Origin of the sequence: Bacillus sp. CBEL-1 (assembly GCF_004348885.1) — a bacterium.
In the GTDB taxonomy this organism is placed as follows: Bacteria; Bacillota; Bacilli; order Bacillales; family Bacillaceae_H; genus Priestia; species Priestia aryabhattai_A.
The window spans coordinates 1,442,125-1,462,969 of sequence record NZ_SBIM01000013.1 but is presented as its reverse complement, the minus strand read 5'-3'; the positions used below and the strand labels follow the sequence as shown (position 1 = coordinate 1,462,969).

The 20,845-nt window shown below is 37.5% G+C and carries 23 protein-coding genes; 18 read left to right on the top strand and 5 right to left on the bottom strand.

The window, feature by feature from the left end:
• Positions 1-53: 53 nt before the first annotated feature.
• From era to EPL02_RS17385, 12 genes are all read left to right on the top strand, one after another.
• Positions 54-959, top strand: coding sequence for a GTPase Era (era, locus tag EPL02_RS17440; protein ID WP_094910838.1), 906 nt, complete (start codon positions 54-56; stop codon positions 957-959).
• Between the two features lie 117 nt (positions 960-1,076).
• Positions 1,077-1,220, top strand: a complete 144-nt coding sequence (locus EPL02_RS17435) for a YqzL family protein (protein WP_131888308.1) — start codon at positions 1,077-1,079, stop codon at positions 1,218-1,220.
• A 25-nt stretch (positions 1,221-1,245) separates the two neighbouring features.
• Complete coding sequence (gene recO, locus EPL02_RS17430) at positions 1,246-2,013, top strand: DNA repair protein RecO (protein ID WP_094910836.1); 768 nt, start codon at positions 1,246-1,248, stop codon at positions 2,011-2,013.
• Positions 2,014-2,264: 251 nt separating this feature from the next.
• Positions 2,265-2,903, top strand: coding sequence for a transcriptional regulator CcpN (gene ccpN / locus EPL02_RS17425; RefSeq protein WP_090752854.1), 639 nt, complete (start codon positions 2,265-2,267; stop codon positions 2,901-2,903).
• Between the two features lie 36 nt (positions 2,904-2,939).
• Positions 2,940-3,746 carry a pyruvate, water dikinase regulatory protein gene (locus tag EPL02_RS17420; RefSeq protein ID WP_094910835.1) on the top strand — a complete coding sequence of 269 codons (807 nt, stop codon included), beginning with the start codon at positions 2,940-2,942 and terminating at the stop codon, positions 3,744-3,746.
• A 282-nt stretch (positions 3,747-4,028) separates the two neighbouring features.
• On the top strand, positions 4,029-4,514 hold the full coding sequence (locus tag EPL02_RS17415) for a YaiI/YqxD family protein (protein ID WP_094910834.1): 486 nt from the start codon (positions 4,029-4,031) through the stop codon (positions 4,512-4,514).
• A 41-nt stretch (positions 4,515-4,555) separates the two neighbouring features.
• Entirely contained in the window at positions 4,556-6,364 is a 1,809-nt protein-coding gene (dnaG, locus tag EPL02_RS17410; protein WP_094910833.1) for a DNA primase, read from the top strand.
• 63 nt (positions 6,365-6,427) lie between these two features.
• Positions 6,428-7,558, top strand: a complete 1,131-nt coding sequence (gene rpoD / locus EPL02_RS17405) for an RNA polymerase sigma factor RpoD (RefSeq protein WP_061784756.1) — start codon at positions 6,428-6,430, stop codon at positions 7,556-7,558.
• Positions 7,559-7,875: 317 nt separating this feature from the next.
• Positions 7,876-9,015, top strand: a complete 1,140-nt coding sequence (locus EPL02_RS17400; protein ID WP_131888307.1) for an acyl-CoA dehydrogenase family protein — start codon at positions 7,876-7,878, stop codon at positions 9,013-9,015.
• A 167-nt stretch (positions 9,016-9,182) separates the two neighbouring features.
• A complete protein-coding gene (gene cccA, locus EPL02_RS17395; protein WP_094910831.1) occupies positions 9,183-9,542 on the top strand; it encodes a cytochrome c550 in 360 nt (119 codons plus the stop codon).
• A gap of 149 nt (positions 9,543-9,691) precedes the next feature.
• Positions 9,692-10,399 (top strand): tRNA (adenine(22)-N(1))-methyltransferase, encoded by a 708-nt coding sequence (locus EPL02_RS17390; protein WP_094910830.1) that lies wholly within the window; start codon positions 9,692-9,694, stop codon positions 10,397-10,399.
• Entirely contained in the window at positions 10,396-11,517 is a 1,122-nt protein-coding gene (locus tag EPL02_RS17385) for a Nif3-like dinuclear metal center hexameric protein (protein WP_094910829.1), read from the top strand. Before EPL02_RS17390 ends, EPL02_RS17385 begins: the two co-directional genes overlap by 4 nt.
• Before the next feature lie 27 nt (positions 11,518-11,544).
• Here EPL02_RS17385 and EPL02_RS17380 read toward each other — a convergent pair whose 3' ends face one another.
• On the bottom strand, positions 11,545-12,495 hold the full coding sequence (locus tag EPL02_RS17380) for a 4-hydroxy-3-methylbut-2-enyl diphosphate reductase (protein WP_094910828.1): 951 nt from the start codon (positions 12,493-12,495) through the stop codon (positions 11,545-11,547).
• 185 nt (positions 12,496-12,680) lie between these two features.
• Positions 12,681-13,346, bottom strand: coding sequence for a VrrA/YqfQ family protein (gene vrrA, locus EPL02_RS17375; RefSeq protein ID WP_483295836.1), 666 nt, complete (start codon positions 13,344-13,346; stop codon positions 12,681-12,683).
• A 174-nt stretch (positions 13,347-13,520) separates the two neighbouring features.
• Between vrrA and EPL02_RS17370 the strand changes: the two genes are divergently transcribed.
• Complete coding sequence (locus tag EPL02_RS17370) at positions 13,521-14,840, top strand: DEAD/DEAH box helicase (protein WP_094910826.1); 1,320 nt, start codon at positions 13,521-13,523, stop codon at positions 14,838-14,840.
• 18 nt (positions 14,841-14,858) lie between these two features.
• A complete protein-coding gene (locus EPL02_RS17365; protein WP_094910825.1) occupies positions 14,859-15,749 on the top strand; it encodes a deoxyribonuclease IV in 891 nt (296 codons plus the stop codon).
• Positions 15,750-16,085: 336 nt separating this feature from the next.
• Here the strand turns inward: EPL02_RS17365 and EPL02_RS17360 are convergent, their stop codons facing one another.
• A complete protein-coding gene (locus EPL02_RS17360) occupies positions 16,086-16,337 on the bottom strand; it encodes a DUF2624 domain-containing protein (protein ID WP_094910824.1) in 252 nt (83 codons plus the stop codon).
• A gap of 211 nt (positions 16,338-16,548) precedes the next feature.
• Between EPL02_RS17360 and EPL02_RS17355 the strand changes: the two genes are divergently transcribed.
• Genes EPL02_RS17355 through EPL02_RS17345 form a run of 3 tightly spaced genes read left to right on the top strand, consistent with a single transcriptional unit; the run spans position 16,549 to position 18,589 of the window.
• The gene (locus EPL02_RS17355) at positions 16,549-17,328 is read left to right on the top strand and encodes a metal ABC transporter ATP-binding protein (RefSeq protein ID WP_094910823.1); all 780 of its coding nucleotides are present in this window, start codon (positions 16,549-16,551) and stop codon (positions 17,326-17,328) included.
• Positions 17,325-18,167, top strand: a complete 843-nt coding sequence (locus EPL02_RS17350; RefSeq protein ID WP_094910822.1) for a metal ABC transporter permease — start codon at positions 17,325-17,327, stop codon at positions 18,165-18,167. Before EPL02_RS17355 ends, EPL02_RS17350 begins: the two co-directional genes overlap by 4 nt.
• Positions 18,164-18,589, top strand: a complete 426-nt coding sequence (locus EPL02_RS17345) for a Fur family transcriptional regulator (RefSeq protein WP_094910821.1) — start codon at positions 18,164-18,166, stop codon at positions 18,587-18,589. Before EPL02_RS17350 ends, EPL02_RS17345 begins: the two co-directional genes overlap by 4 nt.
• A gap of 51 nt (positions 18,590-18,640) precedes the next feature.
• On the opposite strand, the gene EPL02_RS17340 is transcribed toward EPL02_RS17345, so the two are convergent.
• Positions 18,641-19,213, bottom strand: coding sequence for a 5' nucleotidase, NT5C type (locus EPL02_RS17340; protein ID WP_094910820.1), 573 nt, complete (start codon positions 19,211-19,213; stop codon positions 18,641-18,643).
• 143 nt (positions 19,214-19,356) lie between these two features.
• Here EPL02_RS17340 and EPL02_RS17335 point away from each other — a divergent pair, with 143 nt between their 5' ends.
• Positions 19,357-19,704: a DUF4190 domain-containing protein gene (locus tag EPL02_RS17335; RefSeq protein WP_094910819.1), complete on the top strand. Its 348-nt coding sequence runs from the start codon at positions 19,357-19,359 to the stop codon at positions 19,702-19,704.
• Between the two features lie 36 nt (positions 19,705-19,740).
• On the opposite strand, the gene ispG is transcribed toward EPL02_RS17335, so the two are convergent.
• Positions 19,741-20,844 carry a flavodoxin-dependent (E)-4-hydroxy-3-methylbut-2-enyl-diphosphate synthase gene (ispG, locus tag EPL02_RS17330; protein WP_131888305.1) on the bottom strand — a complete coding sequence of 368 codons (1,104 nt, stop codon included), beginning with the start codon at positions 20,842-20,844 and terminating at the stop codon, positions 19,741-19,743.
• Position 20,845 lies beyond the last annotated feature (1 nt).

Genomic DNA, 20,845 nt, shown 5'->3' with positions numbered 1-20,845 from the left:
TGGAGAAAAGATAGTAAGAATACTATGAATGGATCAATCATCGGAGGCTTTACATGAGTAATCATACATTTAAATCAGGTTTTGTTTCAATTATTGGTAGACCTAATGTTGGAAAGTCTACCTTTTTAAATCGAGTAATTGGACAAAAAATCGCCATTATGAGCGACAAGCCACAAACAACTCGTAATAAAATTCAAGGCGTTTATACAGAAGATGAGGCACAGATTGTGTTCATTGACACACCTGGGATTCATAAACCTAAGCATAAGCTTGGAGACTTTATGATGAAAGTTGCGCAAAATACCTTAAAAGAAGTAGACCTTGTGCTGTTTATGGTAAACGCAGCTGAAGGATTAGGCCGTGGTGATGAATTTATCATTGAACGTTTAAAAGAGACAAAAACACCAGTGTTTTTAGTCATTAACAAAATTGATGAAATTCATCCAGATGAGCTGTTTACAATCATTACAACATATAAGGATTTATATCCTTTTGCTGAGATTATCCCAATTTCTGCTTTGCAAGGAAACAACGTAGAGCGTTTGTTAGATCAAATTAAAAAAGTACTTCCAGAAGGTCCACAATACTACCCTGCTGATCAAGTGACGGATCATCCAGAACGTTTTATCATTACAGAATTAATTCGTGAAAAGGTATTGCATTCAACTCGCGAAGAAATTCCCCACTCTATTGCAGTTGTCATGGACTCTATGCAAAAGCGAGATAACGGTGCAATATACGTGGGAGCAACAATTATTGTTGAACGTGATTCTCAAAAAGGTATTGTGATCGGGAAGCAAGGAAAAATGTTAAAAGAAGTAGGTAGAAAAGCGCGTGCTGACATTGAAGCTTTATTAGGCTCAAGAGTTTTCTTAGAACTTTGGGTGAAAGTACAAAAAGATTGGCGTAACCGTGCATCACATTTAAGAGACTATGGATTCCGAGAAGATGAATATTAAGTTAACACGTCATAAATTGTAAAAAATTGTGTTACATGATTTTAGCTAGGAAGGCTATTCTAAACGTAAGGAATTGAAATTGTATCTGATCTATACGATTAGAAAGGTGGGAGTTCTATGTTAAATTTTACTTGGAACGTCTTTTCACAAACAGGTAGTATCGATACATACCTTCTTTTCAAAGAACTTGAAAAAGAGGTAATAGAAGGGCCCGAAGCACACGAAGATGATCCTGAAGGTCTCAATTCTCCAGTTTCGTAGCCTTCCCAATAGTAGGTGATAAAGTTTGTTTAAAAAATGTGAAGGTATTGTTATTCGAACGAATGACTATGGTGAATCAAATAAAATTGTAACCATCTATTCACGTGAATTGGGCAAGGTAGGCTTAATGGCAAGAGGTGCGAAAAAGCCTAGTAGTCGTTTAGCTTCTGTGACACAGTTATTTACGTATGGCTATTTCTTTATACAGGCAGGTTCAGGAATGGGAACTCTTCAGCAAGGTGAAGTGATTTCTTCTATGAGAAGCATACGCGAAGATATTTTCACAACCGCGTATGCTTCTTATATTCTTGAATTAACGGATAAAGGAACAGATAATAACAAGCCAAACCCCTTTCTTTTTGAGCTACTTTACCAAACGATTCATTATATGAATGAAGGATACGATACTGAAATCTTAACGTATATTTATGAAATGAAGATGCTGAATGTACTGGGGTTATATCCAATTCTCGATGAATGCGCGGTTTGTCATGCAAAAGAAGGAACCTTTCACTTTTCTGTACGAGAAGGGGGCTTTATTTGTCACCGTTGCCTAGAAAAAGATCCTTATCACTTTAAACTTACGCCCACGTCCGTTAAATTACTGCGTTTATTTTATTATATGGATCTAAAAAGGCTAGGGTCTATTTCAGTCAAGCCTGAAACGAAAAAACAGTTGCACTTTATTATTGATCAATATTATGATGAGTATTCAGGCCTGTATTTAAAAACAAAGCGATTTTTAACTCAAATGGAATCGTTGAAAGCGGCATTGCCAACTAAAAGCGAATAAGGTTACGTGTGAGTTCTATAATATAATGTGAGGGTGCCTCAAGATAAAGTGATATTTGAGACGCCCTTTTTACTGTTGTTTTAAAAAAAACAATAGCGATTAGAAAAGTGACAAGCATCTTTCATGTTTTTTTGGACGTAACGTGATAGAATAAAAAATCCTTTTAAAAAATATATCTTTTCATCTTTTACTTTTAAATAAAAAGTATATAATGTTTTTATAAATAGTATGTCACATTTAACGGTTAGGTGGTGATTAAAATCGAACTAAATAAAAGACAAGAACATATCTTACAGATTGTAAAAGACCAAGGTCCCATTACTGGAGAGCATATTGCAGATAAGCTAAACTTGACACGGGCAACACTTCGACCGGACTTAGCGATTTTAACAATGGCAGGTTATTTAGAAGCACGACCTCGCGTGGGGTATTTCTATACGGGAAAAACAGGAGCGCAACTTTTAACGGATAAAATCAAAAAAATCCAAGTTCAGGACTATCAATCTATCCCTGTTGTAGTCAATGAAAATGTGTCTGTATACGATGCAATTTGTACGATGTTTCTCGAAGATGTAGGAACATTGTTTGTTGTGGATGAACAGTCGTTATTAGTAGGAGTTCTATCTCGAAAAGACTTGCTGCGTGCAAGTATTGGAAAGCAAGAGCTTACATCAATTCCTGTTCACATTATTATGACTAGGATGCCTAATATTACATATTGTCATCGTGAAGAGCTTCTCATTGATATTGCACAGGTGTTGATTGAGAAACAAATTGATGCCATTCCCGTGGTGAAAAAAGTAGATGCAGGACTTGAAGTAGTAGGAAGAGTGACAAAAACAAATATCACAAAATTACTAGTAGCACTGGCTCATGATGAAGTATTATAATCGAAGTGATTAAAATGATTAAGGGGATGTGCCAAAATGAACAACCCATGCTTATATGTAATCTCGGATTCGGTTGGGGAAACAGCAGAATTAGTTGTCAAAGCAGCTTCCAGTCAATTTAATATGACGGAATTTATTATTAAAAGAGTTCCTTATGTGGAAGATACAGCTACGCTAGCGGAAGTAGTATCTCTAGCTAAGTTGAACAATGGAATTATTGGGTTTACACTTGTGAAACCAGAAATGCGCAGCTTTTTGCTGAACGAAGCGGCTAAAAAAGGCGTGGAAGTTTTTGATATTATCGGACCACTTATTGACAAAATTCAATCATCGTATCAGTTATCGCCAAGGTACGAACCAGGAACAGTTAGCAAGTTAGATGATGATTATTTTAAAAAAGTAGAAGCGATTGAATTTGCAGTTAAATATGATGATGGACGAGATCCACGAGGTATTTTACGAGCGGATATCGTACTCATTGGCGTATCACGAACGTCAAAAACACCATTGTCTCAGTTTTTAGCTCATAAACGCTTAAAGGTGGCTAATGTTCCAATCGTACCGGAAGTAGATCCACCAGAAGAACTCTTTCACGTGTCACCTAAAAAATGCATTGGTCTAATGATCAGTCCTGATAAGTTAAATGACATTCGCAAAGAGCGTTTAAAGTCATTAGGATTAAATGACCAAGCTATCTACGCAAATATCGAAAGAATTAAAGAAGAGTTAGATTTCTTCCAAGGGATTGTCGATAAAATTGGATGTGAAGTAGTCGACGTCTCAAATCGAGCTGTAGAAGAGACTGCTGGGATTATTGCAAAAATCATTCAACAAAAAAAATAATGCAGTTGTCAGCAGAGCTAAAAAATGACGTGACAATACCGTATTGCTTTATGAGCCATCATTCCTGAATGATGGCCCTTTGCATAACGAGCTATTCCTTAACTTTATGGTAGAAAATATCGCGTAGTTATATTATAATTAAAAATTGTGATAAAAAAGAATAGTTTTAGGTTTAGACTTTGTGAAGAACGAATAAACTATTTATATAAATGTCAAGGATCGAGTCTAAAAAGTATTCGACAAACGCAATCTACATGAAATTACAAATGGTAGAAGGAATCTGTGGAGGGATGTAGAATACAGAGTTATAGCAAAAGAAACTATACGATTTTTGTCGATGCTGATGCGTGTCCTGTAAAAAAAGAGATTGTAGAACTAGCACATACATACTGCGTTGAGGTTATGTTTGTTGCTTCATATGCTCACATGCAAACAAACCCTTCAGCGGGTAAGTGGGTTTACGTAGATAGTGAGAAAGAAGCAGTAGATTTATACATTTTAAATCACGTTCAGCAAGGAGACATCGCTGTAACACAGGATACGGGGTTAGCGAGCATGCTTCTTAGTCGACGGGTTTATGTATTGTCTCCACGTGGAAAAGTATATAGTGAGAGTGATATGGATACGGTTCTTTTTTTTCGATATGTTTCAGCAAAGGAAAGAAAAGCAGGTCGTTATTCAAAAGGCCCTAAAGCTTTTAGCGATGAAGACAGAGAGAATTTCAGTACAGCGCTCGAAAAAATATTGTCGAAACGTGAAGGAATTTAGCTTTTAATGAAGAATTACTATAGAAATACGGAGCTGTTAACATGGCAAATCGAATTCCCGATGAAGTGATTGATCGTATTCGACGTTCAGTAGATATTGTCGATGTCATAAGCGACCATGTGCAGCTAACAAAACAGGGCCGAAATTATTTCGGGCTATGTCCGTTTCATGGGGAAAATACACCATCATTTTCTGTATCGCCAGACAAGCAAATTTATCATTGCTTTGGGTGTGGAGCTGGAGGAAACGCATTTTCATTTGTTATGGATTTAGAGGGGCTTTCGTTTACCGAAGCTGCTCAACACCTTGCTGATAAAGGGAATATTCCATTTGAATATGAAGTTCAACAGCCGAGTTCCGAGGGTTCAAAGTCAGAAAATGCCCTGGTTGATGCACATGAGCTTTTAAAGAAATTTTATCATCATTTATTGGTAAATACAAAAGAGGGCCAGGAAGCATATGATTATTTAATTAACCGTGGTTTCACAAGGGAAATCATAGATGAGTTTGAAATTGGATATGCACTGGATTCCTGGGATTTTGTTACTAAATTTTTAACAAAGCGTGGATTCAAGCCAGATGAAATGGAAGCTGCAGGTCTTATTATTAAACGAAACCAAGAAGAAAGTTATTTCGATCGGTTTCGAGATCGAGTTATGTTTCCCATTGCAGATTTACAAGGGAGAACCATTGCTTTTTCAGGGCGCCTATTAAAAGAGATAAAAGGGCAGCCTAAGTATCTAAATAGTCCCGAAACTTCGATCTTTAATAAAAGTCGTACACTCTACAATTTTCACCGTGCCAAAAAACACATTAGAAAAAATCAACAAGTCATTTTATTTGAAGGATTCGCAGACGTTATTTCATCGGTGACTGCGGAGTGTCAGCAGTCCATCGCCACGATGGGTACCGCGCTTACCGAAGAGCAGGCTAAAATCATCCGTCGAAATGTTGAATCCGTTATTTTATGCTATGATGCAGACTCAGCAGGTATTGAAGCCGCGTATAAAGCTGTGAATATTTTAACAGATGCAGGCTGCTCAGTAAAAGTCGCTATGATGCCAGATGGATATGACCCTGACGATTATATAAAAGAGTTTGGAGCAGCAAAGTTTCGAAACGAAGTTATTGAAAACAGCTTGACGCTTATGGCATTTAAAATGCGATATTTGCGACGTGGTAAAAACTTGCAGATTGAAGCCGATCGTATGAAGTATATTGACGAAGTGTTAAAAGCAATTAGTCGATTAACAAAAGCGGTCGAAAAAGATTATTATTTAAGGCAGCTGTCTCAAGAGTTTTCAATTTCATTAGATGCTTTAAAAGAACAGCAACAACAAGTTCGCCATGAAGTGAAAAAGAAAAAGGATAATGATTCTTGGAATAGAAATACTATATCAAGACATCCTGTCACAAAAAAGAACCTCCTTCCTGCACATGAAAATGCAGAGAGGCATTTAATTGCATATATGCTAAAAGACAGGGATATAGCGTTTCGGATTCAAGATATGCTTCAAGCACAGTTTAATATAGAAGAACATAGGGCTCTTGTGACGTACTTATATGGGTACTATGAAGAAGGTTATAGTCCTAATCCAAGCAACTTTATCGAACGTATTCCTGATTCAAACCTGACAGGTTTAGCTTCGGAACTAGCGATGATGTCAATTAACGAAGAATTGTCGGAGCAAGCGTTGCATGATTACATTCAACAAGTGTTGAATTATGAAAAGAAGTCCATAATAAAAGACAAAGAGCAGCAAAGGCAAGAAGCGGAGCGTCAAAAGGATTATGTAAGAGCTGCGACAATTGCAATGGAAATTTTGGAATTAAAAAAGGCGTTAAAATAAAACGTGTTTATTAGTCCCACTTTTAAAAAAGGTGTCCTCAAAATTTTGGAAGGAGGGGATTTGATGGCTGAAAAATCAGCACATTCAAAGCAACTTGATTCAGATTTAACAATAGAGCAAGTCAAAGAACAATTGACTGAAATTGGTAAAAAACGTGGTGTTCTCACATATGAAGAAATTGCCGAACGCATGGCGAATTTTGAAATTGAGTCCGACCAGATGGATGAATATTACGAATTCCTTGGGGAACAAGGTGTTGAAGTGATGAGCGAAGCAGAAGCAAATGAAGATGCGGATCCAGATATTCAACAATTGTCTAAGGAAGAAGAGTTTGATTTGAATGACCTTAGCGTACCACCAGGAGTAAAAATCAATGACCCTGTTCGTATGTATTTAAAAGAAATTGGTCGTGTAGATCTTCTATCTGCTGAAGAAGAAATTAACTTGGCAAAACGTATTGAAGAAGGCGATGAAGAAGCTAAGCGTCGTTTAGCAGAAGCAAACTTACGTCTAGTTGTAAGTATTGCTAAGAGATATGTAGGACGCGGTATGCTTTTCTTAGATTTAATTCAAGAAGGAAACATGGGCTTAATTAAAGCAGTTGAAAAGTTTGATTACCGTAAAGGTTACAAATTTAGTACGTATGCAACATGGTGGATTCGTCAAGCCATCACCCGTGCAATTGCAGACCAAGCGAGAACAATTCGTATTCCTGTACACATGGTAGAAACAATTAACAAGTTAATTCGTGTTCAACGTCAATTACTACAAGACTTAGGTCGTGAGCCATCTCCAGAAGAAATTGCAGAGGATATGGATTTAACACCAGAAAAAGTACGTGAAATTTTAAAAATTGCTCAAGAGCCTGTTTCACTTGAAACGCCTATTGGTGAAGAAGATGACTCTCATCTAGGTGATTTCATTGAAGATCAAGATGCAACATCGCCTTCTGAGCACGCTGCCTACGAATTATTGAAAGAACAATTAGAAGACGTCTTAGATACGTTAACAGATCGTGAAGAAAATGTGCTACGTCTTCGTTTTGGTTTAGATGATGGTCGTACACGTACGCTTGAAGAAGTTGGAAAAGTGTTTGGCGTAACGCGTGAACGTATTCGTCAAATTGAAGCAAAAGCATTGCGTAAGTTAAGACATCCAAGCCGCAGCAAACGTTTAAAGGATTTCTTAGAATAGAATTTAAGATGAATTAATAGTTTACTTCTATATAGGAGTAAACTATTTTTTTTTTTTGCTTCTTTTTTTTACCAGTCATTACCCTTTGAATATATTTTACTGAAATGAGTTTTGTTTTGCAAATGCTCTTTTTTTAAAAATCCACTAAATTATACAAGAAAACTTTTAAATGCAATCGCTATCATTTTTTTAAAGGAACTTTTCATTTATTATATCATGAAATGGATTCTCTTATTTTAAAAGTTGAGAAAATTTACAAAAATGACTTATAATTAATTATTGTAAGCGTATACATTTTGTTTTGGGGGGAATTTGAGATGAATTTTGAATTAACGGCAGAACAGAAAATGATTCAAAAAACACTTCGAGAGTTTTCAGAAGCTGAGGTTGCACCAGGAGCATTGGAACGAGACAAGACGAAAGAATTTCCGTTAGATGTGTTTAAAAAGTTATCTGATTTAGGCGTTATGGGGCTTCCTTTTCCAGAAGAGTATGGTGGAGGGGGTGCTGATACTGTTAGCTTTGCTATTGTAGTAGAAGAGCTAAGCAGAGCATGTGGTTCAACGGGAATTACATATTCTGCTCACGTATCGTTAGGCGGTGCACCTATTCATCTATTTGGAACACCTGAGCAAAAAGAAAAATACTTAGTTCCAATCTGTACTGGAGAATCGTTTGGAGCATTTGGTTTAACTGAACCGAATGCAGGAAGCGATGCTGGAGGAACTGAAACGAGTGCAGAGTTAGAAAATGGTGAATATACGATTAACGGCAGTAAATGCTATATTACCAATGCAAGCTATGCAAAATTTTTAGCTCTGACAGCTGTTACAGCAAGGAATGAAGGGAAAAAAGAAATCTCTGCGCTAATTGTGCCGACTGATTCAGTTGGTTTTTCAGTTATTGATAATTATGAAAAGATGGGCCTTCATGCTTCGAATACAACGGAACTAATTCTAGAAGACGTAAAAGTGCCAGAAGAAAATTTACTTGGCAAAAAAGGAGAGGGCTTTAAGCAATTCTTAAAAACGCTCGATGGAGGCAGAATCGGAATTGGAGCAATGGGAGTTGGAATTGCTCAAGCGGCTTATGAAAAAGCTCTTGCTTATGCCCAAGAAAGAAAGCAGTTTGGAAAAAACCTTTCATCTTTTCAAGCAATCCAATTTAAACTGGCAGATATGGCTATGAAAGTGGAACTGGCAAGAACGATGGTTTATAAGGCAGCGTGGCTGAAAGATCAAGGCAAACCTTTTACTAAGGAAGCGGCTATGTGTAAGCTTTATGCGTCTGAAATATGTATGGAAGTAGCAAGCCAAGCTATTCAAATCCACGGTGGATATGGGTATATGAAAGAGTATCAGGTCGAGCGTTTTTTACGAGATGCGAAACTATTGGAGATTGGTGAAGGGACATCTGAAATTCAGCGTTCCGTTATTGCTAGACAGATTGGCTGCTAATGAACTTTAAAAAGTGTAAGCGTTTCGAAAAATAGTGGATTTTATAGAGAGATTAGATAATTCTGTCAATAAAACCCTTTCACTTGTCCCCGTTTTACAGTAAAATAAAGATGCTTATATTATTTTGCTATTTCACGGGATGGGAATACATAAAGGGGGTATAGTTAATGAATCGAAATCCACTGATACCATTTTTGCTCATCGCACTTATTGGAATTGGATTAATGGTAACCTTCTCATTTAATGGTCTCAACAACGCAGAAGAAATAGCCGCTGAAAAAGAAGGTGGGGGCGAAGAAGATCAAGCCTCAGCAAAGCCTGAAGATCTCTATCAACAAAACTGTATTGGATGTCATGGCGATCAGTATCAAGGAGGCGTAGGGCCAGCTTTAAAAGGAGTGGGCGACAAGCTTTCTGAAGAAGAAATTGCTGATATTCTAGTGAACGGAAAGGGATCAATGCCATCCGGGTTAATATCTGCTGAAAAAGCTCCTGAGATGGCGAAATGGGTTTCAGAAATTAAATAACTAAGATTTTTATGGTAGCCTCTTATAAACTAAGAGGCTTTTTTTTATACAAGTTAGGAAATAATAGAACCGGGATCACAGTATGATTCGTAAGAGTGTTTATGATAAAATAATGAACAGTAATTACATAAAGAATAGGTGACAAGACAATGAATGAGTTAAAATTATCTAAGCGACTAGAAGAAGTGGCAAAATCAATACCAAAGGGAGCAATGATTGCTGATATTGGATCAGATCATGCTTATCTACCTTGCTATGCATATTTACAAGGATATATAAAAGGCGCAATTGCAGGTGAAATTACAGAAGGTCCTTTTCAATCAGCTGTTAAACAAGTAGAAAAAACCAGCTTAACAGACGTCATTGAAGTAAGAAAAGGCGATGGGTTAGCTGTTATTACACCGGGTGAAGTGGATTGCATTACCATTGCAGGAATGGGTGGAACCTTAATTCAAACTATTTTGGAAGATGGGAAAGAGAAGCTGCAGGGCGTTAAAAGGCTTGTGCTACAGCCTAATATCGGAGCTCACCATATCAGACAGTGGTTGATTGAACATAAATGGTCTTTAGTTGACGAAAAAATCATGGAAGATGACGGCCGAATCTATGAAATCCTTGTAGCTGAACAAGGGGATCCATTAGGTGCCTATGGTGACAAGGTCGAAGAAGGAATTTTAGTAGGACCAATTTTGGCAAGGGAGAAAAATGATGCCTTTAAGAAGAAATGGAATCATGAGTTAGCACATACGAAAAAGATTGTCGAGCAAATGGAAAAATCAGCTACAACAAAAGAAGGACAAGAAAAAAAGAAAAAATTAGAAAATGAAATTCGAATCATTGAGGAGGTTTTATCATGAATAAAGTACCAAACGGTTATCAAGTTATTGAGCTGTTTGAATCTTTTTCTCCGAAGCACTTAGCTATGGAAGGGGATAAAATTGGTTTGCAAATCGGCACATTAAACAAGCCAGTTTATAAAGTGATGATTACCTTAGATGTATTAGAAATGGTTGTTGATGAAGCAATTGAACAGCATGTTGATCTCATTATTGCTCATCATCCTCCTATCTTTCGACCGTTAAAGCAAATCCAAACGGATCAGCCTGCTGGACGTATCGTTGAAAAGTGCATTAAACATGATATTGCTGTATATGCTGCTCATACAAACTTAGATATTGCTGAAGGTGGCGTTAACGATTTGCTAGCTGAAGCATTAGGTTTGCAAAACACAGAAGTTCTTGTTCCAACGGGTGCTGAAGAACTAAATAAATTTGTAGTTTACGTACCAGAAACACATTACGAAGCGGTTCACCAAGCAATCTCAAAAGCAGGTGCAGGTGAGATCGGATTATATAGCGGCTGTGCGTTCTTTACAGAAGGCGTTGGAACCTTTACCCCATCGGAGCAGGCAAATCCTTATATCGGCTCACAAGGTACTGTAGAACGCGTGAAAGAAGTGAAAATTGAAACGATTTTTCCAGCAAGGCTTCAAAAGAAAGTTGTGCAAGCCGTACTACGTGCTCACCCATATGAAGAAGTAGCCTATGATATTTATAACCTTAAGCAAAAAGGAAAAGAGTATGGTCTTGGGAAAATCGGACATCTATCCCGTGAAATGACACTAAAAGAATTCGCTCATCATGTAAAAGAAGCGTTAGATGTAGAAGGGTTAAGAGTCGTTGGTAACTTAAATGATACTGTGAAAAAGGTTGCGGTATTAGGTGGGGATGGTAACAAATACATTTCTAATGCAAAATTTAAAGGTGCCGATGTTTATGTGACAGGGGACTTATATTTTCATGTAGCACATGACGCAATGATGATGGGGCTGAATGTTATTGATCCTGGTCATCATGTCGAAAAAGTGATGCGTCAAGGAGTTGAAAAGAAAATGCAAGAGCTCTGTAAAGACAAGAAGTTTGAGTGCACAATCTTTTCATCAAAAGTTAATACAAATCCATTTACGTTTCTATAAAAAAAGATGCTCATCAGAGCATCTTTTTTAGGATGATTTTTTCGTACGTACTTTTGGTAAGATTTTCGATAATGGAACAGTTTTTTCAAGTGTCCATGTTGTTTCGTCAGCAGGGTCAAACTGCTCTAGAAACTTAATGACTTCTTTTGTAATTGGCGTAGGAGTGGATGCACCAGCCGTTACAGCGACTGAAGTAGCATCTTTCAACCAATCTACTTTAAGCTCAGAAATATCGCTAATACGATAAGCTTTTGTTCCAGCAATCTCTTCAGAAACTTGCGCTAGGCGGTTAGAATTATTACTTTTTGGATCACCAACAACAATTGTCACGTCAGCTTCTCCAGCTTGTTCTGCTACCGCTTCTTGACGTACTTGTGTTGCTAGACAAATTTCTTTATGCACTTCAGCATGAGGGTATTTCTCTTGAACTTTTTCAATCACATCGGCTACGTCCCATTGGCTCATTGTTGTTTGATTCGTCACAATGATTTTATCTCTTGTAATATCAAGGGATTCTACATCTTCTTCTTTTTCAATTAGATGAACGATGTGAGGCGCAATACCAACTGCTCCTTCCGGCTCAGGATGGCCTTTTTTACCGATATAAACGACTTCATAGCCTTCTTTCTCTTTTGCAAGAATAAGGTCATGTGTTTTGGTTACGTCTGGGCACGTTGCGTCAATTGTAACAAGTCCTTTTTCTTTTGCGCGCTCTTTTACTTCTGGTGATACACCATGAGCTGTAAAAATGACCGTACCTTCATTAATTTTATCTAAAATCTCTAAACGATTTGCGCCGTCTAGGGTAATGATTCCATCTTCTTCAAACGCGTCTGTTACGTGTTTGTTATGCACAATCATGCCTAATATATAAATTGGGCGTGGAAGTGATGTATCCAAAGCTGCGTTGCGTGCAATAACCATTGCATCAACAACTCCATAGCAATAGCCGCGTGGAGCAATTTTTATAACTTTCATTAGTATCCTCCTCATCATAAGGTGACGAGTATTTGTAAACTCTTTTCTATTATATAAAAGCATGAACAATAATACAAAGGATATATTGGTCGTGTAATGCTTCCTCTCTATAATTGACATTAGTCTTTCTTTTTGGGTGACAATATGTATAAAAGGTAGATGTTAACCTCTCTACCTTTCTTTTGTTAAATATAAAGCTTTGGTGTTGATTGGCGTACTTTTTTAACGGGTTTAATTTCTTCATCATCAAAATTAAATTCGTCGCTTTCTAATTTCTTTTCTTTTTCGTTCTCGTTCTCTTTAGAATTATTAATTTGGGTGCTTCCTTCATTGTTTTTTTCTTCGCTATTGTTACTTGCGTCATCTTCTTCCTCTTCACCTGTATCCGCTGTGCGTAGTAGCTGATACATTTTTATAAGAGACGGAGCGTTTTTAACGAGTGGTCCGTACTGTTGTACCATTGGCCCCATTGTTTCAGCCACTTTAATAACCTTTTGAATATTGGTCATCATGGAGCTAAGCGTAGCAGGGTTCGTTAAATTTTGTAAATTGCTTAATAATGAAGCAGACGATGCGGGTGTAGCTGCACTTTGAACCGTATTGAATAGAGAAGTAGGTGGAATCATCCTTTGAGCTCCAGCAGCTCCAGAACCTCCAAAGGCTTCAGTGCCTCTGGCACCAGCACGACCTCTTCCAAATATACGAGCTAGCAAATTTCCTGGACCACGAGGCGTTCCTTGAGGGTTGATTCCCTGTGTATTCGGGAAGAATGTTTGTTGAGTATTAGTAGGTCCAAACGGGCTCTGCATACGAGGGGGAAAGGATGGTCTTCTTGGAATCAAAGAGCGCACCTCCTTTAGGTTAGTAAACTTCTTCTTTATCCTATGCATTTGTACCGAAAATGTTTGCAAAACCCAACATAAGTTTTTAGAATCAAAATGATCAGTAGTCAGCGAGAGCAAAATGGATTATAATCATATATTGTGTTTAAAATTGAACGTGACAGTAAAAAAAGGAGATTTAATATGGAAAAAACTAACTTTGAACGTTTTGAGCTACAGCCATTTTTAATAGAAGCAATTAAGCAATTAGGGTTTTATAACCCAACAGAAATTCAAGAACGCTTGATTCCATCAGTTTTAAAAGGAGACAGCGTTATTGGTCAGTCGCAAACAGGAACAGGTAAAACACATGCATATTTACTTCCTCTTTTAGAAAAAGTGAATCCGGCAAAGCAAGAAGTACAGGTTGTTATTGCAGCTCCAACACGTGAGCTAGCTTCACAAATTTATCAAGAAGTATTAAAGATTACGAAATACTGTGAAGAAGGAAAAGAAATTACAGCAAAATGTTTTATTGGTGGAACAGACAAGCAGCGTACGATTGAAAAGTTAAAAAAACAGCCACAAATTGTAGTTGGAACACCTTCACGTCTATTTGATTTAGTAAATGAAAAAGCGTTATTTGTTCATACGACTGCAGCAATCGTTGTAGATGAAGCAGATTTAATGCTTGATATGGGCTTTTTAGAAGATGTAGATCGTTTGGCAAGCAGCATGCCTGAAAAGCTTCAAATGCTTGTATTCTCAGCTACAATTCCAGAGAAATTAAAGCCATTCTTGAAAAAATATATGGATAACCCTAAATATTCTCATGTGGCACCAAATCAAGTAGCAGCAGCTAAGCTAGAGCATGTATTAGTACCCCTTCGTCATCGTAACAAGTTTAAACTTTTACACGATATGCTTGTTTCTTATAATCCATACTTAGCCATTGTGTTTACCAACACGAAGAAGATGGCTGATGAAGTAGCGGATGATTTAATGGCAAAAGGCCTTCGTGTAGGGCGTATTCATGGGGATTTAACGCCACGTGATCGTAAGAAGATGATGAAACAAATTTCAAACCTAGAGTTTCAATACGTTGTAGCAACAGATTTAGCAGCTCGCGGTATTGACATCGAGGGCATTAGTCACGTAATTAACTTTGAACTTCCTTCAGATCTAGATTTTTATATTCACCGCGTAGGACGTACAGCACGTGCTGGATATTCAGGGATTGCTGCTACAATGTATGATGTAGAAGATGAAGATGCAGTGATTCGACTTGAGAAAATGGGAATAGAGTTTGTGAACAAAGACTTGAAAAACGGTGAATGGATTTCAATTGATGACCGCAACCGTCGTAAAAAACGTCAGAAAAAAACGGATGATGTTGATAAAGAAGCAAGTCGCTTAATTCAAAAGCCAAAGAAAGTAAAACCTGGCTATAAGAAAAAACGTGCTCGTGAAATTCAAAAGTTTGTTCAAAAGAAAAAGAGAAGCGAGCGCCGCAATAATCGATAAAACAGAGGTGGTAACAACATGTTAAAAATCGGTTCGCACGTATCAATGAGTGGGAAAAAGATGCTGCTTGGGGCTAGTGAAGAAGCTGTTTCGTATGGAGCTAATACGTTTATGATTTATACGGGCGCTCCTCAAAACACAAGGCGTAAAAAAATTGAAGAGCTAAACATTGAAGCTGGTCTACAGCATATGAAAGAAAACGGTATTGATAACATCGTTGTGCATGCTCCATATATCATTAATATTGGTAATACAACAAATCCAGCCACGTTTGAGCTTGGAGTAGAGTTTTTAACTTCAGAAATTCAGCGTACCCATGCTCTTGGTGCTCGCCAAATTGTACTTCATCCAGGAGCTCATGTAGGAGCTGGCACAGAAACAGGCATCAAGCAGATTATCAGTGGATTAAATGAAGTGCTTCGCCCAGAACAAGAAGTACAGATTGCCTTAGAAACAATGGCGGGAAAAGGATCTGAATGTGGACGAAGTTTTGAGGAAATCGCTATGATCATTGATGGTGTTACGCATAACGAAAAGTTATCGGTTTGTTTTGATACATGCCACGTTCACGATGCAGGATATGATATTGTGAACGATTTTGATGGAGTATTAAATGAATTTGATAAAATGGTGGGGATTGATCGTATTAAAGTACTGCATGTTAACGATAGTAAAAATAGCTGTGGGGCTAAAAAAGACCGACATGAAAATATTGGCTTTGGTCATATTGGCTTTGACGCGTTAAATTACATTGTTCATCATCCAGCATTTGCAGATGTGCCGAAGATTCTAGAAACACCGTACGTTGGCGTGGATAAAAAGACGAAAAAAGCACCATATAAGCTTGAAATTGATATGTTGAAAGCAAAAGTATTCGATCCCGAGTTACAAAATAAGCTGATGAACTAACAGTTAAAATAAGCTGAGACATAAGTATTTGAGCGAACGAGATATCCGAACTAGTGGAAGGTAACGACTTTTAATAGTTTGGGTATCTTTTTATTTGTTCCAAAAATAAGTTAAAAAGCCTAGTGGAATGGAGCGTAAGATACATAGCTCCTGAGGGAACTAGAGGAAAGGCTGAGACCCCGCAGCACAGCGAGGAGAATCAGGTTCCTCCCTGCGAAAAGCGAGTGTCTGCAGCATCATGGAATGAGCTTGTTATTGCAGCCTAAAAGATTTTAGAAAAGGCATAAGTCGTGTTTGAGAAAGAATCATTTCGTTTTCCTAGATTCTTTGTTTGTGTTACATCAGTTTTTGGAAAAGCTCATTGACCTTTTTAGCTGTTTCCCGATCTGTTACTTGAGCAATTTGCTTAATTAAATAACGCCGCTCAGCTTCATTATAAATGTTTACAGGTTTTTGCCTAATGACGTTCACAAGAGTATGAGCCTGCTCGGGTGTAATAAACACATTATACTGTTTACTATATTTAAGCAACTCGTTTGGTGTTAAGCTATTCACTTTTTTGTTAACGATTTGTTGAACTAATTTCATGTCAATCCCTCCTCGTTATATACATTGTATGAGGGAAAGTGCAACATGTGCTGATTTTCTTTATGTATTAACATTTACAACAAAGTAGGATTGAGGTATACTACTAGAATGATTAAATCGTAACGATTCTGACGTGAATGGGGTAACGGCTAAAATAATGAAACCGTGCCCTGTTCGTCGTGCTTAAATATAGAAAAGAATGGTGATAAATATGAGTATAGCGAATGCTATTGAAGTTGAACAATTATCGTTCCAATATGATGGGAGATATGTTTTAGAGGACATTAGCTTTTCAATTCCAAAAGGATCCTTTTTAGGACTTGTAGGTCCAAATGGTTCTGGAAAATCAACGCTCATTAAATGTATTCTGGGACTGCAGAAGCCTTCAAAAGGGTTAATTCGCTTATTTGGAACAGAACAAAGAAAATTTAAAGAGCGAAGCAAAATTGGCTATGTGTCACAAAAAGCAAATAGCTTTAACAGTGGTTTTCCCGCAACGGTATTTGAAGTTGTATCAACAGGGCTAACATCTAAGATTGGATTGTTTAAGTTTATGACATCAGCACATCGAAAAAAAGTTAAAGAAGCAATAGCTGCTGTTGGTATGAGTGAGTTTATAAATCGAAACATAGGTGAGTTATCAGGTGGGCAGCAACAGCGTATTTTCATTGCACGTGCTCTTGTAAGTGACCCGGAGCTGCTCATATTAGATGAGCCTACGGTTGGTGTGGATGCTCAAAATGTTCAAAATTTTTATCAATTATTAGAAAAACTAAATAAGGAACACGGAATCACTCTGTTACTTGTTACACATGATATTGGAACGATTACTGATAAAGTAACGCACGTTGCGTGTTTAAATAAATTTTTACATTTTCACGGGGAATCAAAGGACTTTGAAACGTTTTGTGAGCATGATGTATCCATGTTTTATGGACATGACGTTCATATGTTAACTCATCACCATGACCATGGAGGGCAGCACGCATGATTGCAAGCTTATTTGAATTTGAATTTTTACGCAATGCATTTGCAACGGGAATGATCATCGGGGTCTTAGCTCCGCTTTTAGGCGCTTTTATCGTTGTGCGCCGCCTTTCTCTTATTGCAGATGCGCTTAGCCATGTAACTCTTGCCGGCATTTCTTTTAGTTTGTTATTGAGTCAGAAAGTAGGGTTTATGCAAGGGGTAAACCCACTATATCTAGGGATGGTTGCTTCAGTTGGAGGATCGCTTTTCATTGAAAAGCTACGTGCAGTTTACAAGCATTATCAAGAATTAGCCATTCCCATTATTTTATCGGGCGGAATAGGAATTAGTGCCATTTGTATTTCATTAGCAGATGGCTTTAACAATGACTTAATGAATTATTTGTTTGGTAGCGTCAGCGCTGTAAGCCGATCAGATTTATGGACGGTTATTGGTATTGCGGTAGTAGTTATTACGCTCGTTTTCGTATTTTATAAAGAATTGTTTATTTTATCCTTTGATGAAGAGCATGCGTCAGCATCTGGCATTAAAGCGAAATGGGTGCATTTTTTATTTATCGTAATGGTTGCTTTAGTTATTGCGGTTTCCATGCGAATTGTTGGAATTTTATTAGTGTCATCCTTAATGACGCTCCCGGTAGCAGCGAGCATTCGCTTAGCTAATGGTTTCAAACAAACCATTTTATTATCGGTCATTTTTGGAGAAGTATCCGTACTAGGTGGATTGTTTTCAGCTTACTATTTAGATTTAGCTCCCGGAGGTACAATTGTTGTCATTGCTGTTATAATTTTAATTATATCAATCATGATTAACAAAGGGCGAAAGGGGAAAAGAACATGAATTTGTCAGAAGCAATTAATTTGTTAAAAGATGAAGGATATAAGCATACTGGAAAACGAGAAGAAATGCTTGCGTTGTTTTCAAAAACGGATAAGTATTTAACGGCTAAAGATGTGTTAGAGCATATGCGATTGGATTATCCAGGTCTTAGCTTTGATACTATTTATCGTAACTTATCACTATTTGCAGACCTTGGCATATTAGAGATGACGGAGCTTTCAAGTGAAAAGCATTTCCGCTTTAAATGTGCAACTAAACACCACCATCATCACTTTATTTGCTTACAATGTGGCAAAACAAAAGAAATTGATGCTTGTCCAATGAAGTATGTAAACGAAGATTTAGAGGGATTCGATGTAACGGGACATAAATTTGAAATCTACGGTAAGTGTACGGATTGTAACGAGCAAGTGGTAAATTGAATTTGATAAAAAGAAGGCGAACTTAGCTAAGTTCGCCTTTTGTTTTTGTCATTACGATTGCTTTTTGATCCAATTGTTTACCCATTCATTTGCTTCTAACCAATTGTGAACTCGTACAACTTTTGAAGGCACTGGAAGACGGTTATATGGCGTATCAAAAAGAATGACAGGTATATCACACTCTTCACTTATATCACAAGCATTGTCATGCTTGTCTTCAAAGAATATATCCACTTTGTACTTTTTTGCTGCTTCTACTTTGAAATGTGTTCCAATAAGTTCAATATGATGAAACGATACATCATGTTCATTAAACCAATTTTTCGTCACATCTAATAGTTTATCTGAGCGAGCACTGATAAAAAAAAGTTCATGCTGCTTATGCCACTGTTGTAAAATTTCTTTTGCGTGGGAAGCAAGAGGGGATGACTTGTAAATTGCGGCTTCGTTGTCTGTAAACCATTGTGCTAATTCTTCACGAGTAGCATTTACAAAAGGTAAGAAATCATACTCCGTAATATCTTCGTAAGTTAAATTTGCATTAAATGCTTTATTTAAATGAGGAACAAATGTTTCGGGTGAAGTAACTGTTCCATCAATATCAATTCCAAATCGTTTAGACAAACAATTGCACTCCAATCTGTAAAATCTTCTCTAGCGGTTTGTTATGTTAAGTGTACTAAAGTAAGAAAACATTAACAACTATAATTTTAAGATGACATCACATACTATAAATGCTCCTTTATTTCAGAAAGTGAGGGATAGACATGGAGAATGAGCAGCATGAACGACGTAAGGATACAGATTACGACGCGTACGAAGCGGACTTTATGGAAGAAACAGCTGCTGAGATAGCAGTTCCAGCTTCAGGACGTGAAGAGCATATTCATCGTGAACATGAAGTAGTTGGTCAAGATGAAGGAAAAGGGTATGGGCGCTTTGCGCTGATCCTATCCATTCTTTCGTTATTTTTCTTGCCGATTATCCTTGGCGCAGCTGGGATTATTTTAGGGTTTATCGCACGAAGAAAAGGAGCAAACACGTTAGGAGCATGGGCAATAGGGATTGGGATTGTATCCATTATTGTGGGAACCTTTATCCTCCCGTTCTTTTAACAAAGAAAACAGGGTACCGTTTGGGTACCCTGTTTTTTAAGTGTTTTGTTCTGCTTTTTGCTTTTCATAATATTCTTCAGCAATCTTATCGACTTCTTTTTTCAACTCTTCAACCATTGTTTCTTCTGGAACCTTGCGAACGATTTCTCCTTTGCGGAAGAGCAATCCTTCACCTCTTGCACCAGCTATTCCGATATCTGCCTCGCGAGCTTCACCAGGTCCATTTACTGCACAACCTAATACAGCAACTTTAATCGGTGCCTTAATATGTGAAATATACTCTTCAACTTCGTTTGCGATGCTAATAAGGTCGATTTCAATGCGTCCACATGTAGGACAAGAAATTAAAGTCGCTGCATTAGCTGCTAAGCCAAATGATTTTAATAATTCGCGAGCCACTTTTACTTCTTCAACGGGATCAGCACTCAAAGATACGCGAACGGTATTTCCAATACCTTTGGATAGGATAGCACCTAATCCAGCAGCACTTTTTACTGTTCCCGCAAATAACGTACCAGACTCTGTGATACCTAAGTGTAAAGGATAATCAAAAGCTTTTGCTGCTTTTTCATATGCTTCAATTGCCAGGTTTACATCAGAAGCCTTCATAGATATGATGATATCGTGGAAGTCTAGATCTTCTAGAATTTTAATGTGATGTAATGCACTTTCAACCATTCCATCAGCTGTTGGATATCCGTATTTATCTAGAATGCGCTTTTCAAGTGAGCCTGCGTTAACCCCAATACGAATTGGAATGCCTTTAGCTTTTGCGGCGTTAACAACAGCTTCAACTTTTTCACGGCGTCCAATGTTTCCTGGGTTAATTCGGATTTTATCAGCTCCGCCTTCAATTGCTTTTAAAGCAAGACGGTAATCGAAATGAATGTCAACAACTAAAGGGATATTAATTTGTTTTTTAATATCTGCAATAGCATTTGCTGCGCGCTCATCTGGGCAAGCTACGCGAACAACTTGACAGCCTGCTTCTTCTAGGCGCTTAATCTCAGCGACCGTTGCTTCAACATCATGTGTCTTTGTTGTTGTCATACTTTGGATAACTACTTCATTATTGCCACCGATTGTTAAATTTCCAACTTTAACAGGGCGTGTTTTTGTACGATGTATAATTTCACTCACG